The organism is Pseudomonas glycinae, assembly GCF_001594225.2.
GTDB lineage: Bacteria > Pseudomonadota > Gammaproteobacteria > Pseudomonadales > Pseudomonadaceae > Aquipseudomonas > Aquipseudomonas glycinae.
The window spans coordinates 4272124-4285647 of the sequence record NZ_CP014205.2 but is presented as its reverse complement, the minus strand read 5'-3'; the positions used below and the strand labels follow the sequence as shown (position 1 = coordinate 4285647).

Genomic DNA, 13524 nt, shown 5'->3' with positions numbered 1-13524 from the left:
GCTCCCACAGGTATTTGTGTTTCCGGTACATGTAAATAACACCGGTGAATTTTCATTATTCGCGACAAGGCATATCCAAAAACGACAACCCTTATCCCTCCACGAAAATTACTTTCACTGGGTTTGAAAACTCGATCTCGAAATGATTTATGAGTTTCACAACCCATTCGAACGTGACCCTTTCGAGGAGTACCGCATGACACCGTCCTTCGGCTATTGGCTGCTGGTGTACGCCGCCGTTGCCATCATCGCCCTGATCGTTCTGATCGCCCGTTACCGGCTCAATCCGTTCATTGTCATTACCCTGATTTCCATCGGCCTGGCGCTGGTGGCAGGGATGCCGCCGTCGGGTGTGGTGGGGGCGTATGAGGCCGGGGTGGGCAAGACGCTGGGGCACATTGCGCTGGTGGTGGCGCTGGGGACGATGCTCGGCAAGATGATGGCCGAGTCCGGCGGGGCCGAGCAGATGGCGCGCACGTTGATCGAGCGCTTTGGCGAGAAGAACGCGCACTGGGCGATGGTGTGCATTGCGTTTCTGGTGGGGCTGCCGCTGTTTTTCGAAGTCGGTTTCGTGTTGCTGGTGCCGATTGCCTTTACCGTGGCGCGGCGGGTGGGCGTGTCGATCCTGATGGTCGGTTTGCCGATGGTCGCCGGGCTGTCGGTGGTGCATGCGCTGGTGCCGCCGCACCCGGCGGCGATGCTGGCGGTGCAGGCTTATCAGGCGTCGGTCGGGCAGACCTTGCTGTACGCGATTGCCATCGGCATTCCGACGGCGATCATTGCCGGCCCCCTGTACGCCAGATTCATCGTGCCGCGCATTCAGTTGCCGGCGGATAACCCGCTGGAAAAACAATTCCTCGAACGCGAACCCCGCGACAGCCTGCCGGGTTTCGGCATCACCATGGCGACCATTCTGTTGCCGGTGGTGCTGATGCTGATCGGCGGTTGGGCCAACCTGATTTCCACGCCGGGCAGCGGCTTCAATCAGTTCCTGTTGTTCATCGGCAACTCGGTGATCGCGCTGTTGCTGGCGACGCTGTTGAGTTTCTGGACGCTCGGTATTGCCCAGGGTTTCAACCGCGAATCGATCCTCAAATTCACCAACGAATGCCTGGCACCGACCGCCAGCATCACCTTGCTGGTGGGCGCCGGTGGCGGTCTGAACCGGATTCTGGTGGACGCCGGCGTCACCGATCAGATCGTCGGCCTCGCTCATGAATTTCACCTGTCGCCGCTGATCATGGGCTGGCTGTTCGCCGCGCTGATGCGCATCGCCACCGGTTCGGCGACCGTGGCGATGACCACGGCTTCCGGCGTGGTCGCGCCAGTGGCCATCGGTCTGGGTTATCCACACCCGGAACTGCTGGTGCTGGCGACCGGCGCGGGCTCGGTTATCTTTTCCCACGTCAACGACGGCGGCTTCTGGTTGATCAAGGAATACTTCAACATGACCGTGGCCCAGACGTTCAAGACCTGGACGGTGCTGGAAACCCTGATCTCAATTGTCGCTTTCGCCCTGACCGTCGGTCTTTCCTACCTGCTGTAGTCGGAGTTATCCGCCATGGACATCCTTTATCAGATCCGCGCCCGTCAGGATTCCTTTAGCGCCGGTGAAGGACGCATCGCCCGTCTGATGCTCGACGACGTAGGATTTGCCGCCTCCGCCAGCCTCGAAGAGTTGGCGCAGCGGGCCGAAGTCAGCACCGCCACCCTGTCGCGCTTCGCCCGCTCCGTCGGTTGTCGCGACCTGCGCGACCTGCGTCTGCAACTGGCCCAGGCCAGCGGCGTCGGCAGCCGTTTCCTCGACCCGGCGGGCACGCCCGAGCAGTCGGCGTTTTACGGGCAGATCGTCGGCGATATCGAAACCACCTTGCGCCAGCATCTGGCGGCGTTCGACGAATCACGCTTCGCCGATGCGGTGAAACTGCTGGGCCAGGCGCGGATGATCCACGCCTTCGGCATCGGCGGTTGCTCGACCCTGTGCAGCGACGAATTGCAGGTGCGACTGGTGCGCCTCGGCTACCCGATTGCGGTGTGCCACGACGCGGTGATGATGCGCGTCACCGCCGCCAGCCTTAGCGCCGAGCAGGTGGTGATCGTCTGTTCGCTGACCGGCATCACCCCGGAGTTGCTGGAGACCGTGGCGCTGGCGCGCAACTACGGCGCACGGATTCTCGCCATCACCCGCGCCGACTCGCCGCTGGCGGAACTGGCCGACATCGTCCTGCCGCTGCAAGGCGCCGAGACCTCGTTCATCTACAAACCGACGGCGGCGCGCTACGGCATGCTGCTCGCCATCGACGTGCTGGCCACCGAGCTGGCGCTGGCCAATCCTGAAGACAATCAAGAACGTCTGCGGCGGATCAAACTCGCCCTCGACGAATACCGCGGCGGCGACGATCACCTGCCGCTGGGAGACTGACATGCTGTACGACACCCTGATTCGCAACGCTCTGGTCATCGACGGCAGCAACCGCCCCGGTTACACCGCCGACGTGGCGATCCTCGATGGCCGCATCGCGCGCATCGGCGACTTGCAAGATGTCAGTGCCAGCGAGGAAATCGACGCCGCTGGCCGTGTGCTGGCGCCGGGTTTCATCGACGTGCACACCCACGACGACACCGTGGTGATCCGTCAGCCGCAGATGCTGCCAAAGCTCAGCCAAGGCGTGACCACGGTGATTGTCGGCAACTGCGGGATCAGTGCGGCGCCGGTCAGCTTGCGCGGCGATCCGCCGGATCCGATGAACCTGCTCGGCTCGGCGGCAGCGTTCGTCTATCCACGTTTTCGCGATTATCGGGCGGCGGTCGAAGCGGCCAATACCACACTGAACGTGGCGGCGCTGGTCGGGCACACGGCGCTGCGCAGCAATCACCTCGATGATCTGTTCCGCACCGCGACCGACGCTGAAATCAGCGCGATGCGCGAGCAGTTGCGTGAAAGCCTGGAGGCGGGCGCCCTCGGTTTATCCACAGGTCTGGCGTATGCGAGCGCGTTCTCGGCATCCACCGACGAAGTCATGCAACTGACTGAAGAACTGAAAGCATTCGGCGCCGTGTACACCACCCACCTGCGCAGTGAATTCGAACCGGTGCTGGAAGCAATGGACGAGGCCTTCCGCATCGGCCGCCATGCTCAATCGCCGGTAATCATTTCCCATCTCAAATGCGCCGGTGCCGGTAACTGGGGCCGTAGTCCGCAGTTGCTCGCCTCGCTGGAGGTGGCGGCGAAAACTCACCCGGTCGGTTGCGATTGCTATCCGTATGCGGCGAGTTCTTCGACCCTGGATCTGAAGCAGGTCACCGACGCCCATCGCATCACCATCACCTGGTCGACGCCGCATCCGGAAATGGGTGGTCGCGATCTGATGGACATCGCCACCGAATGGAATCTGTCGTTGCTCGACGCCGCCAAACGCCTGCAACCGGCGGGCGCGGTGTATTACGGGATGGACGAGAACGACGTGCGCCGGATCCTCGCTCATCCGCTGTCGATGGTCGGTTCCGATGGCCTGCCGGAAGACCCGTTCCCCCATCCGCGTCTGTGGGGCGCTTTCCCACGGGTGCTCGGCCATTTCAGTCGCGATGTCGGCCTGTTTCCGCTGCACACCGCCGTGCACAAGATGACCGGTCTGTCGGCCGCGCGTTTCGGCCTGAAGGAAAGGGGCGAAATTCGTGAAGGGCACTGGGCGGATCTGGTGTTGTTCGACCCGGCGACCGTACGTGACGTGGCGGATTTCAACGACCCGCAACGTGCCGCGCAAGGCATCGACGGGGTGTGGATCAATGGTGTGTTGAGTTATCGCGACGGCCAGGCCAACGGGCAAACAGCAGGGCGGTTCCTGGCGCGCCAGGGCGATCTGCGCGACGGCTTTCGTTGAATTTTGCTGACTGCGTCACGGTGATGGCACATTGCAATTAAAGAAAGCCATCACCAAGCCGAATTGCTGACATCCACCCCGGCTACACTCAGGGGCCAATCAGTCAGGGAGCAACCCATGAGCTTCGGCAAAACCACCCCGATCCTGCGGATTTTCGATGAAGCCAAAGCCGTGGAGTTCTACGTCGACTTCCTCGGCTTCAAGATCGACTGGCAGCATCGTTTCGAACCCGGTTTCCCGTTGTACCTGCAAGTGTCGCGCGGCGAGTGTGTGCTGCATCTGTCCGAACACCACGGCGATGCAACCCCGGGTTCGGCCCTGCGGATCGAGACCGATGAGCTGGAAGCATTTCAGCAGCAGTTGCTGGCCAAGGAGTACAAGTTCTCGCATCCACAGATTCAGGCCATGCCGTGGGGCAGCCAGGACATGACCATCGCCGATCCGTTCGGCAATCGTCTGGTGTTCACCAACGCGATCAGCCTCTAGCCGTCGTTCGAGACCCGGTGAGTCTGCCGAAACTCACCGGGCGGCATCCCGCGTCGGCTCTTGAAGGCGCGGTGAAAGGAGCGTGATTCGCTGAAGCCCAGATACTGGGCGATGTCCTGAATCGGCAGGGTGCTGTTGAGCAGGTAATGCTCGGCCAGTTCCTGGCGCAGTTCATCGAGGATCTGCTGATACGACGTGCCGGCCTGATGCAACTGACGTTGCAGCGTGCGTACCGACACGGCGAGATGTTCGGCCACCTGTTCCTTGCGCGGCAGGCCTTCCTTGAGCAACTGGCGCAGGATGCTTTTGACCCGCTGCTCCAGCGACGCATCCTCCAGCGTCGCCATCAAACTCTGCGCGTGATCTTCCAGGGTGCGCAGCAAATGCGCATCGGCCTGGCGCAACGGCAACTGCAAATACGGCAGCGGCACGATCAGCGCGGAATAAGGCTGATCGAACAGCACCGGGCATTCAAAAAACTGTTCGTACTGCGCCAGCGTCGTGCCCGCCGGCAGTGAGTGTTCCAGCCACACGGCGGCCGGCGACAGTCGGGTATCGGCGATCCAGCGTGCGTATTGCAGCCAGGAGCCGAGCACGTTCTCCACCAGATGCCGGCGGATCCGCCGGCGTTCAAAGCGGCAGCTCCAGATCAGGTGCACGTGGCTATCGTGCACCTCGGCGCGGCTGACGCCCATGTCGCCCACCAGTTTTTCGAACGGCATGATGCGGCTCATGGCATCGCCCAATGTCGCGCAATTCATGGTGATGTAACCCAGCACGCTCCACGAGTTGGGCAGGACGAAATTCGCCGCGTTGAGGCCGAACAGCGGATCGCCCGAGTGTTCGCAAAAGTAATCGAGCAACCGCTCATGGGTTTCCCCCGGCAGGCGCAGACTGTTGTCGCTCAACTGCTGCGCCTGCAACCCGGCCGCCGCCAACGCAGGCTCGATGGCCATGCCCAGATGTTCGGCATGGCGCAGGTACTTGAGCAGCGGTGGGACGGAGGTGAAGCCGAGCGATTGCATGACCGAATCCTCTTGATCGAGGCCGCCGGGGGCGGATGAGCGCTCTGAAAGGTAATTTGAATCCGCGAATAAAGTAAATGGCTGACGCTTGCGCGACGTTGGGGGTTGAGGTGATCAACCCTTGGAGAATTTGAGCGAGACAAGCCTTAAGTCTTTGTGACAAAGCCCGCGTCCTGCGGGCTTTGTCATTGAACGATCAATAAGAAGCGGCGAGTGCACCGCACTCGCCATCTCCCGCATCAATCCGTCGGCACGACCTTGTCCAGCGCACGGTTAACGGCCAGTTCGGCGATCATCACGATCTGGGCGATGCCTTGCAGGGTCTTGCGGTGGCTGCCTTCGACCAGTGCCACATGATTGTTGAGCATGACGGTGGCGGAGCCGAGGGATTCGCTGGCGTCCACCAGCAGGGATTCGGTGTCGGCTTCGGGGTGAGCCTGATAGAGGGTGTTGGGTTTGTAGGGCGCGGCCATGATGTGGGCGCTGAGTGGGCCCAGGTGATAATCGAGGGCGCGTTCGGCGGCTTCATTGAAACGTTTCGAGCCGGGGCATTCGTAGGGGGATGTTGGATCCGGGAGGGTTGTGGGTTCGGTGAGCGGTGGGTTTGGCGTTACCTTGAACATGGGTGACTAACCTCTGGTTAGGCCGCACCTTTTCGCCGCTAAGCGAAAGGGTGGCAGCTGTGCGCAAGTTAGCGGACCGGTAAGTCACCCAAAACCCGGCGCACCCGAAGGTGCCATGCGCACAGCCACCATCAAGTGCAGGCTGGCGCCTGACTGGATTCGACATGTGCAACCGTAGGGGACATTCCGAACCGCTAAGTTCGATCACTGGAAATCAGTGACGCAATCAAATTACGCAGCCAGCCCAAGGCGCACAAGCCGGCGGATTCTGGCGTAGCCGTAGGCAACGGCGCAAGGTTTTGTGGGCTTCGGGACGTATCACGGCGTGTCCTTAAACACCCCTGATCAAGCGTGTGTAATTGCGTTTCAGAACGCGTCATCCACTTCCTGAAGTTGACAATTCCCGGGCAAAAAAAGAAGGGCAGCGTTTCAGCTGCCCTTCTTTGTACATCGGCTTTCGTGTGCAGGGTTTACACGCGGAAGTGGCTCACCATCTGCTGCAACTGCCCACCCAACCGCGCCAGTTCAACACTGGACTTGGCGGTCTCATCACTCGCCGCCGCCGTCTGTTCCGACACGTCGCGGACGTTGATGATGCTGCGGCTGATTTCTTCGGCCACGGCGCTTTGCTGTTCGGCGGCTGCGGCGATCTGCTGGTTCATCGACTGGATGTTCGACACCGTGCGGGTGATGTTTTCCAGCGAGTCGCCAGCCTTGCGGGTCAGGGCCACGCTGCTGTCGGTCAGGGCGCGGCTGTTGTTCATCACGGCGGCCACTTGCTGCGTGCCGTTCTGCAGACCGGCCACCAGGCCTTCGATTTCCTCGGTGGATTTCTGGGTGCGCTGGGCCAGGCCACGGACTTCGTCGGCAACCACGGCAAAACCGCGACCGGCCTCACCGGCACGAGCCGCTTCGATGGCAGCGTTGAGGGCCAGCAGGTTGGTCTGTTCGGCCACGGCCTTGATCACGTCCATGACGCTGCCGATCTTGTCGCTTTCCTGTTGCAGCACGCTCATGGCTTCGGTGGAGCGCACCACTTCGCTGGCCAGACGCTCGATCTGGGCGATGGCTTCGTTCACCACTTTGTCGCCTTCGCGGGCTTCGCCGTCAGCGGCGGCTGCGGCTTGCGAGGCTTCTTCGGCGTTGCGCGCGACTTCCTGCACGGTGGCAGTCATCTCGTGCATCGCGGTGGCAACCTGATCGGTCTCGACTTTCTGGCTGTTCACGCCGGCGCTGGTCTGTTCGGTCACGGCCGACAGTTCTTCGGCGGCGCTGGCGATCTGGGTCACGCCGTCGCGGATGCCGCTGATCAGGTCGCGCAGGGTCACGCCCATGCGCGCGATGCCTTGTTGCAACACGCCGAGTTCGTCGCGGCGGGTAACCACAACGTTGTGGCTCAGGTCGCCGCTGGCGATGCGGTCGACCACGGCCATGGTTTCCTGCAGCGGACGGGTGATCTGACGGGTGATGATGAAGGCAGCGATGACGCCGACCAGCAACGCCAGCAGGGTGCTGATCAGTTGCAGGGTGCGAGCCTGGGCGCTTTCTGCGTCACGGCGATCGAGCTGGATCTGATACAGCTGCTCGCTCAGGGTCACGATGGTCGTGCCCTGATCGGTCATTTCCTTGCGCGCCTGCACCGCATCGGTGTTGGCGTTCTTGAACGCCTGCAAGGCGCTGCGGTAGTTGGTCAGTGCGGTTTCCAGCTGACGCAGGGCGTCCTGTTGGGTGCTGGCGAAATGCGTGTTCAGTGGCTTGAGGCTGGCGATGGCCGCATCCAGTTGGCCGACGGCTTTCTGCTCGGTCTCGGCGTTGGCGGTGGCGGTGTAGCCACGCACTTCGTAGCGCGCCAGGATAAACGCTTCCTTGGCGGCGGTGACAGCCTGGAACTGCTCGAAACGCTCATCGCTCAGCGGCATTTGCTGGACGTGGTTGCTCAGCGCTTCGATCAGGCCGTAGGCCGTCGCGGCACTGGTGGCCATCGAGTCGCGCGCCGTGTTGCCAGTGCGGTAGGCGTTACGCATCTTGTTCAGCGAAGTCTGGTACTCGGCGATGGTCGCCGCCTGCTCCTTGAGCAGCTTGACGTTTTCCGGGCTCTTGAAGCTGCTGATCAGCTTCTGCTGTTGGGCGGCGAACCCGTCGAGGGTGGTCTGCACGTTCTGCGCGGCGGTTTCGTCGCCGTTGGTCAGCATGTATTGCAGGCGCACCACGCGCAGTTTGGTCAGGCCAGCGTTGAGCTGGGTGATGTCGCTCATCCAGTTGCTGCGGTCAATCAGACCGCCCAGGCTGGTCCAGCCAGTGAGCGCCAGGATGCAGGTCAGGGCCAGGACGAGGCCGAATCCGAGCCCCAGTTTCAGGTTCACGCTGATGTTGCCGAACCAGCTATTCATCAAAAATCCTCCAGAAAAACGTTGTGCGTCTTGATCGTCGGTCAGGCTGGAAGATTGTTGTTTTTTTGCGCCAGCAAGGGTGTAAGCAGGACTGTATCGGCCGCAAATCCGAGAGCTGAAAGGATTTTGTCCTACGGAATTTGTAACAGGCACTCACAAGACTTTTTTCACATGGGTTTCACTGCCTGCCCACGCCGTGCTCTCTAACCTCGCCGCATCGAATGACACGTGATGGCGGCTTTTTGTGGAATTGCGACTGAGTCTGTTCGGCGTCAAGCGCTCGATTGATCTGAGCGGTCTGGCCCGTTTTCGAAACACCTGGGTGGTATTGGCGGCCTCGGTGCTGGTCATTCCGCTGACCCTCTGGCTGCTCGCCCCGGCGGCGGTGCCGGACCTTGCCCACGGCAATGTGGCCGGCGCGCAGGCGCTGAAGGACGGTTGGAGCAAAGGCGAAATCATCGTGCTGGTTCGCCACGTCGAGCGCTGCGACCACTCGAAAGCGGCGTGCCTGAGCGGCCACGATGGCATCACCGATCGTTCGCGCAGTGTCGCGGTGAGCGTCGGCGCGCAGTTCGAGCAGTTGGGCCTGGACAAGGCCGACGTCTACAACAGCCCGATGATGCGCACGGTGCAGACCGCTGGCTACATGTTCAACAAGGCCGCGACCGGCGAAGACTGGCTGATCAGTTGCAAGGGCCGGATGCTGCAGGACGCGCTCGCGCACAAAGTCCCGGGACGCAACCTGATTCTGGTGACCCACAGCGAATGCATGGCGCAGCTGGAAAAAGACCTCAAGGTGCCGGCCTCGACCCTCGGGTACGGCGCATCGCTGTTTGTTTCCGCCGCCAGCCCGGCGGCCCCACAGATGCTCGGCTTCATTGAAGCCTCCGACTGGCGCACGGTGACCACCCAATGAAATCACGCTTTTACGCTTACAACTTCGGCATCCCGCTGCTCTGCGCAGCCGTGGTTTTTCTGATGTTCGACATGACGAACATCGACATCGCTTTCAGCAATTTGCTGTTCGATCCACTGACCGACACCTTTCCGCTCGACAAGATTCACTTCTTTGAAAAACTGACCCACAAGTGGGCGCGGATCATTCCGAACTGGACGGCGGAAATTGCCTTGATCGGCGCCATGCTGTCGTTGGTCTGGCCACTGGTGAAACCGCAAAAGCATCCGCGTCTGGGCGGGTTTCTCGAGCGCGGTAAAGTCGCCCCGGTGCTGCGCTTTACCGCCGATCACCGTAGGGATTTTCTGTTTGTGGTGGTGGCTTTCGCGGTCTGCACCGGGGTGATCCATTTCCTCAAGGCGCATACCAGCGTCTACTGCCCGATCGAAACCACGCTGTACGGCGGAAAGATGCCGCACATCGAGTGGTACAACAATTTCCAGCTGTTCCACGAAGCGGGTGAAGGGCGTTGCTGGCCGGGCGGTCATGCTTCCGGTGGTTTCACCATGCTGGCGCTGTATTTCGTGGCGCGTCGTTATCAGTGGCGTTTCTCCAGCGCGTTGTTGTGGGGCTCGCTGCTGCTCGGTTTTGTCTACGGCACTACGCGAGTCCTACAGGGCTGGCACTACATGTCCCACACGTTTTGGGCCGGGATCTTCGTGTGGCTGGCGTGTTTGCTGACGGCGCTGGCGTTTTACGGGCGGGCTCGTCTGGAATTGCCGGTGTTGAGCAAGCGAGAGCGGAAGGTGTTCGGCGCACAGCCTGAGGTTTCTCTCTGAGTCCTCGCCGCTGAAATGAAAAACCCGCCATCACCGGCGGGTGTTTCGTTTGTGCTGTCGTGGCATCAATAGCCGACGAAGTAATACGCCTGGCGCCCGACCATCATGGTCTTGTGGACTTTCAGCGGGGCGGTGGGTTCGCTGTCTCCCGACATCACGGCGATGTTCGATGGCGATGCACTGAGAAAGTCCCGTAGCTGCGCATCGGTGTCCAGCCCCTTGAGGACGCTCTGGGTATAGAACACGCTGGCGCCGCCGACCCGTTCGTTGGCTTGAAACAACGCGACTTGATTGCCGCTCGCCTGCAGCGACTGGATGTGTTCGGTCAGCGGCAGGAACGACAGGTGTTTATCGGCGTTCGGCAGTGCCCATTGCGCGGCGCCAAGGTAGCTGGCGATGACCACCGCCAATATGCCCGCCGCCAGTGTCTGACGATGACGGGCGATTCGTCCGACAAAACCATTCTTGTGATCCTTCAACCTGTCGAACAACACGCCCGCATATTCCGCTGCGATCACTGCCGCTGCGGGTGTCATCGACATCAGGTACACCGTGCGTTTGCTTGAGGCCAGGGTCAGCAGGATGAACTGCGCGATGATCCACAGGCTGAAAAACAGCAGGTAACGGTTGGCTTTCAGTTCTTTGCGAAAATGCCATAAGCCCAGGTACACCAGAATGTTCCAGGGCAGGAACGCCTGCGGCAGTTTGGCGAGGTAATAGTAGAACGGCTCGTAGTGGCCGGCTTCGACGAACGATCCGCTGAAGCGTCCGACGCTGTTGGTCAGCAACACTTCGCTGACCGCCTGGACGCCGCCACGCTGATAGAGCACGGCGAGCCAGATCATCAGCGGGATCAGGCCGACCAGGGTCAGCAAACCCGGACGCAGCCAGTCCGTCAGCTTGAAGCGCTTGTCCATCAGGTTGTCGGCCAGCAGAAAAGCGAAAATCACCACGCCCGGCATCGCCAGCCCGAGCACGCCTTTGCTCAACGTGGCGATCGCAATCCCGACTACAAACAGCAACGAATTGCCGGGTGTCGATGCTCGCTGCGCCTGAAAGAACGCCAACAGTGCCGTGGTCACGCCGAGGGCGAGCAACGCATCCTCGCCGACGCCGCGTACGTTGCTCCAGTAACTGGCCATGGTCGCCAGCAGAATTCCCGCCGTCCAGGCGATGGCCTTCGGGCGATCGAAGCGACGCAGCATTGCATACAGCAGCATCACGCTGAGCAACCCGGCCATCGCCGACGCCAGTCGCACCGCCCAGGGCGAGACGCCGAAAACGCGCAGGGCGCCGGCGTCCAGCCACAGGCTCAGGGGCGGTTTTTCCAGGAAGGGTTCGCCGAACAGACGCGGCGTCACCCAGTCGTTGTCCAGGTGCATTTCCATCGCAATGCCCGCAACCCGGGCCTCGGTGGAACCTTGCAGTTGATGGCTGCCGAGGGCGAAAAAGAACAGCAGAGCGGCAAGCAGAAGCAGGGAAGAGGCGGCACGCGACATGGGTTCAGGCAACCGGAAGTGAGCGGAAACCTGAGCTTACGCGGCCAATCCTTAATAATTTGTGAACGTCACGACAGCGGCCGCGACCAGCGTTGCTCCTGCGTTTCGAAACGCGAATTGACCCGCGCCGTCAGCACATGATCCTGCCAGCGCCCGGCAATGTTCAGATACGCCTTGGCATAGCCTTCACGCTCGAACCCGAGGCGCTCCAGCAACCGGGCGCTGCGCTCATTGCCGGGAATGTAGTTGGCCATGATCCGGTGCAGGTTCTGGGTCTCGAACATATAGGCGATGGCCGCCTCCAGCGCTTCCTGCATCAACCCCTTGCCCTGATGCGCCTCGTCGATGTGATAACCCAGATAACACGCCTGAAACGCACCGCGGATGATCCCGCTGAAATTGCAGGCGCCGATCATCTGCTCGCCATCCGGGGTCAGCAACGCCATGTGCACCGCCAGCCCGGCTTCGAAGGCGCTGGCCTGAATTTCAAGGCGTCGGCGGATCTGTTCGGTGGAGAAATAGTCGGTGGTGCGAATCGGTGACCACGGCGCGAGGTGACGTTGATTGCGCTGGTAGAACGCGCTTTCCAGCGGCGCTTGATCCGGGTCGAGTACCGCGAGCGTCAGGCGTTGACAGGGCAGGGTCAGCAGCGGCATCGGGTGCTCCGGAAGCAGGGAATGATTGACAGAATTGTCCGGCCGGACGGAAAACACAACTGGATCGCCGAACGCAGAGCACTATAAATTTCCCTGATTCACTTCACATCCGGTTATGAGATGCGTCGTTCAAGGAGGACATGATGGAATGGGCATTCAAGGCGGGGGAGCAGTCGCTGCGACTGATACCGGCGGATCCGGCGTTTTATTCGTTGTTTCAGCAGGCGCTGAACGCCAGCTACCTCGATCATTCGGAGTTTCTGCCCTGGCCGCGTGAGTACACCAACGCGGAGCAGGCGCTCGAGTTCCTGCTGAAGGCCCGAAAAGAGTTCAACAGTGAAACCGGCGAGCGACGATGGCTGATCGTTACCGAAGACGGGCAAGCGCTGATCGGTTGCATCGGACTCAAGCCCCGCTCGCGCAACCGCTACGTCGTGGGTTACTGGGCCAACACCGAGCAATCGGGCAAGGGCTACATGCGCGCCGCCCTCACGCACCTGCTCAACAACCTTCCTGAATTCACCTTTTACCTGACGGCGTCCTCTGCCAATGCGCGAAGCCGGCGTCTGGCCGAGGCTGTCGGGTTTGTGTTGATCAGGATCCACCCAGGGGCCCGGCAATCGGAACGGCACGGTGAGCAAGACACCTGCGTCTATCGCCTGCCAGGCAAAACGCAGGCGAAAAAAAGCCCGCAGGAGCGCGGGCGAACCGTAGTTTCTTGAATGAGCGAGGCCAATGTACACGGCCATCACCGCCGCCGGGGTGAAGAAAAGTTCATGTCGATGAACGACTTGCGTCATCGACGGGCGGTCGTTTTTCAGTGCACGACAGGCGCCGTCGTACGGGGCACCAGATTCACCGGATCAAGGTTCTCCACGGCGCGATTGACCAGCATTTCGGTCATGATCGACAGCTGCCGGATCGCCAGCAACCGGCTGCGCTGAGAGCCTGTGAAATCATCGGCGATGTTCGCCGTCATCATGTTGAGCGCCGCCAGGGTTTCACAGGCATGGGTCAGCAGAGTGGCCGTATCCACATCGGTGCGCACGGAGAAAATCTCGTTGAAAGGCAGGGTTCGACGCGGCTTTCTCACGTATTCCTGAGGCTGGGCAAGCACAGCCGGTTCTTTCGATTCGGCTTCGTGAGACGGTGTTTGATCAGGCAGGCTTGGGGTGTCTTTTTTCATGACAAGGCTCCATGGTTTCAGGCTCCCGGCGAATCCCTTTGGTA

The 13524-nt window shown here is 61.1% G+C and carries 12 protein-coding genes and 2 pseudogenes; 7 read left to right on the top strand and 7 right to left on the bottom strand.

Annotated features, from left to right (window positions below):
* Positions 1 to 196: 196 nt before the first annotated feature.
* The 4 genes from AWU82_RS19525 to AWU82_RS19510 all read left to right on the top strand — a co-directional run bounded on the left by AWU82_RS19525 (position 197) and on the right by AWU82_RS19510 (position 4367).
* Positions 197 to 1546: a GntP family permease gene (locus AWU82_RS19525; protein ID WP_064384140.1), complete on the top strand. Its 1350-nt coding sequence runs from the start codon at positions 197 to 199 to the stop codon at positions 1544 to 1546.
* Positions 1547 to 1561: 15 nt separating this feature from the next.
* Positions 1562 to 2422, top strand: a complete 861-nt coding sequence (locus AWU82_RS19520; RefSeq protein ID WP_064382613.1) for a MurR/RpiR family transcriptional regulator — start codon at positions 1562 to 1564, stop codon at positions 2420 to 2422.
* 1 nt (position 2423) lies between these two features.
* On the top strand, positions 2424 to 3881 hold the full coding sequence (locus tag AWU82_RS19515; protein ID WP_064382612.1) for a D-aminoacylase: 1458 nt from the start codon (positions 2424 to 2426) through the stop codon (positions 3879 to 3881).
* A 117-nt stretch (positions 3882 to 3998) separates the two neighbouring features.
* Positions 3999 to 4367 (top strand): glyoxalase superfamily protein, encoded by a 369-nt coding sequence (locus tag AWU82_RS19510; RefSeq protein WP_011332360.1) that lies wholly within the window; start codon positions 3999 to 4001, stop codon positions 4365 to 4367.
* On the opposite strand, the gene gliR is transcribed toward AWU82_RS19510, so the two are convergent.
* From gliR to AWU82_RS29590, 4 genes and pseudogenes are all read right to left on the bottom strand, one after another.
* Positions 4364 to 5392, bottom strand: a complete 1029-nt coding sequence (gliR, locus tag AWU82_RS19505; RefSeq protein WP_064382611.1) for an AraC family transcriptional regulator GliR — start codon at positions 5390 to 5392, stop codon at positions 4364 to 4366. The genes AWU82_RS19510 and gliR overlap by 4 nt on opposite strands.
* 239 nt (positions 5393 to 5631) lie before the next feature.
* Complete coding sequence (locus AWU82_RS19500) at positions 5632 to 6015, bottom strand: DUF6124 family protein (protein ID WP_064382610.1); 384 nt, start codon at positions 6013 to 6015, stop codon at positions 5632 to 5634.
* Between the two features lie 470 nt (positions 6016 to 6485).
* A pseudogene (locus AWU82_RS29595) lies at positions 6486 to 7082 on the bottom strand (methyl-accepting chemotaxis protein); the annotation flags it as partial.
* A gap of 309 nt (positions 7083 to 7391) precedes the next feature.
* A pseudogene (locus AWU82_RS29590) lies at positions 7392 to 8405 on the bottom strand (methyl-accepting chemotaxis protein); the annotation flags it as partial.
* A gap of 244 nt (positions 8406 to 8649) precedes the next feature.
* On the opposite strand from AWU82_RS29590, the gene pmrG reads away from it, so the two are divergent.
* The gene (pmrG, locus tag AWU82_RS19490) at positions 8650 to 9321 is read left to right on the top strand and encodes a lipopolysaccharide core heptose(II)-phosphate phosphatase PmrG (protein WP_064382608.1); all 672 of its coding nucleotides are present in this window, start codon (positions 8650 to 8652) and stop codon (positions 9319 to 9321) included.
* Positions 9318 to 10139: a phosphatase PAP2 family protein gene (locus tag AWU82_RS19485; protein ID WP_064382607.1), complete on the top strand. Its 822-nt coding sequence runs from the start codon at positions 9318 to 9320 to the stop codon at positions 10137 to 10139. Before pmrG ends, AWU82_RS19485 begins: the two co-directional genes overlap by 4 nt.
* Positions 10140 to 10204: 65 nt before the next feature.
* Here AWU82_RS19485 and AWU82_RS19480 read toward each other — a convergent pair whose 3' ends face one another.
* Together AWU82_RS19480 and rimJ are read right to left on the bottom strand one after the other, a co-directional pair.
* Positions 10205 to 11638: an ArnT family glycosyltransferase gene (locus tag AWU82_RS19480; protein ID WP_064382606.1), complete on the bottom strand. Its 1434-nt coding sequence runs from the start codon at positions 11636 to 11638 to the stop codon at positions 10205 to 10207.
* Positions 11639 to 11706: 68 nt separating this feature from the next.
* Positions 11707 to 12294 carry a ribosomal protein S5-alanine N-acetyltransferase gene (gene rimJ, locus AWU82_RS19475; RefSeq protein ID WP_064382605.1) on the bottom strand — a complete coding sequence of 196 codons (588 nt, stop codon included), beginning with the start codon at positions 12292 to 12294 and terminating at the stop codon, positions 11707 to 11709.
* A 143-nt stretch (positions 12295 to 12437) separates the two neighbouring features.
* On the opposite strand from rimJ, the gene AWU82_RS19470 reads away from it, so the two are divergent.
* The gene (locus AWU82_RS19470; protein ID WP_064382604.1) at positions 12438 to 13016 is read left to right on the top strand and encodes a GNAT family N-acetyltransferase; all 579 of its coding nucleotides are present in this window, start codon (positions 12438 to 12440) and stop codon (positions 13014 to 13016) included.
* A gap of 95 nt (positions 13017 to 13111) precedes the next feature.
* Here the strand turns inward: AWU82_RS19470 and AWU82_RS19465 are convergent, their stop codons facing one another.
* A complete protein-coding gene (locus AWU82_RS19465; protein ID WP_064382603.1) occupies positions 13112 to 13480 on the bottom strand; it encodes a DUF6124 family protein in 369 nt (122 codons plus the stop codon).
* Positions 13481 to 13524 lie beyond the last annotated feature (44 nt).

Excerpts from the sequence above, each read along its gene's own strand:
- AWU82_RS19525 (WP_064384140.1), top strand. The coding sequence starts at position 197 with ATGACACCGTCCTTCGGCTATTGGCTGCTGGTGTACGCCGCCGTTGCC.
- AWU82_RS19520 (WP_064382613.1), top strand. The coding sequence starts at position 1,562 with ATGGACATCCTTTATCAGATCCGCGCCCGTCAGGATTCCTTTAGCGCC.
- AWU82_RS19515 (WP_064382612.1), top strand. The coding sequence starts at position 2,424 with ATGCTGTACGACACCCTGATTCGCAACGCTCTGGTCATCGACGGCAGC.
- AWU82_RS19510 (WP_011332360.1), top strand. The coding sequence starts at position 3,999 with ATGAGCTTCGGCAAAACCACCCCGATCCTGCGGATTTTCGATGAAGCC.
- gliR (WP_064382611.1), bottom strand. The coding sequence starts at position 5,392 with ATGCAATCGCTCGGCTTCACCTCCGTCCCACCGCTGCTCAAGTACCTG.
- AWU82_RS19500 (WP_064382610.1), bottom strand. The coding sequence starts at position 6,015 with ATGTTCAAGGTAACGCCAAACCCACCGCTCACCGAACCCACAACCCTC.
- AWU82_RS19485 (WP_064382607.1), top strand. The coding sequence starts at position 9,318 with ATGAAATCACGCTTTTACGCTTACAACTTCGGCATCCCGCTGCTCTGC.
- AWU82_RS19480 (WP_064382606.1), bottom strand. The coding sequence starts at position 11,638 with ATGTCGCGTGCCGCCTCTTCCCTGCTTCTGCTTGCCGCTCTGCTGTTC.
- rimJ (WP_064382605.1), bottom strand. The coding sequence starts at position 12,294 with ATGCCGCTGCTGACCCTGCCCTGTCAACGCCTGACGCTCGCGGTACTC.
- AWU82_RS19470 (WP_064382604.1), top strand. The coding sequence starts at position 12,438 with ATGGAATGGGCATTCAAGGCGGGGGAGCAGTCGCTGCGACTGATACCG.
- AWU82_RS19465 (WP_064382603.1), bottom strand. The coding sequence starts at position 13,480 with ATGAAAAAAGACACCCCAAGCCTGCCTGATCAAACACCGTCTCACGAA.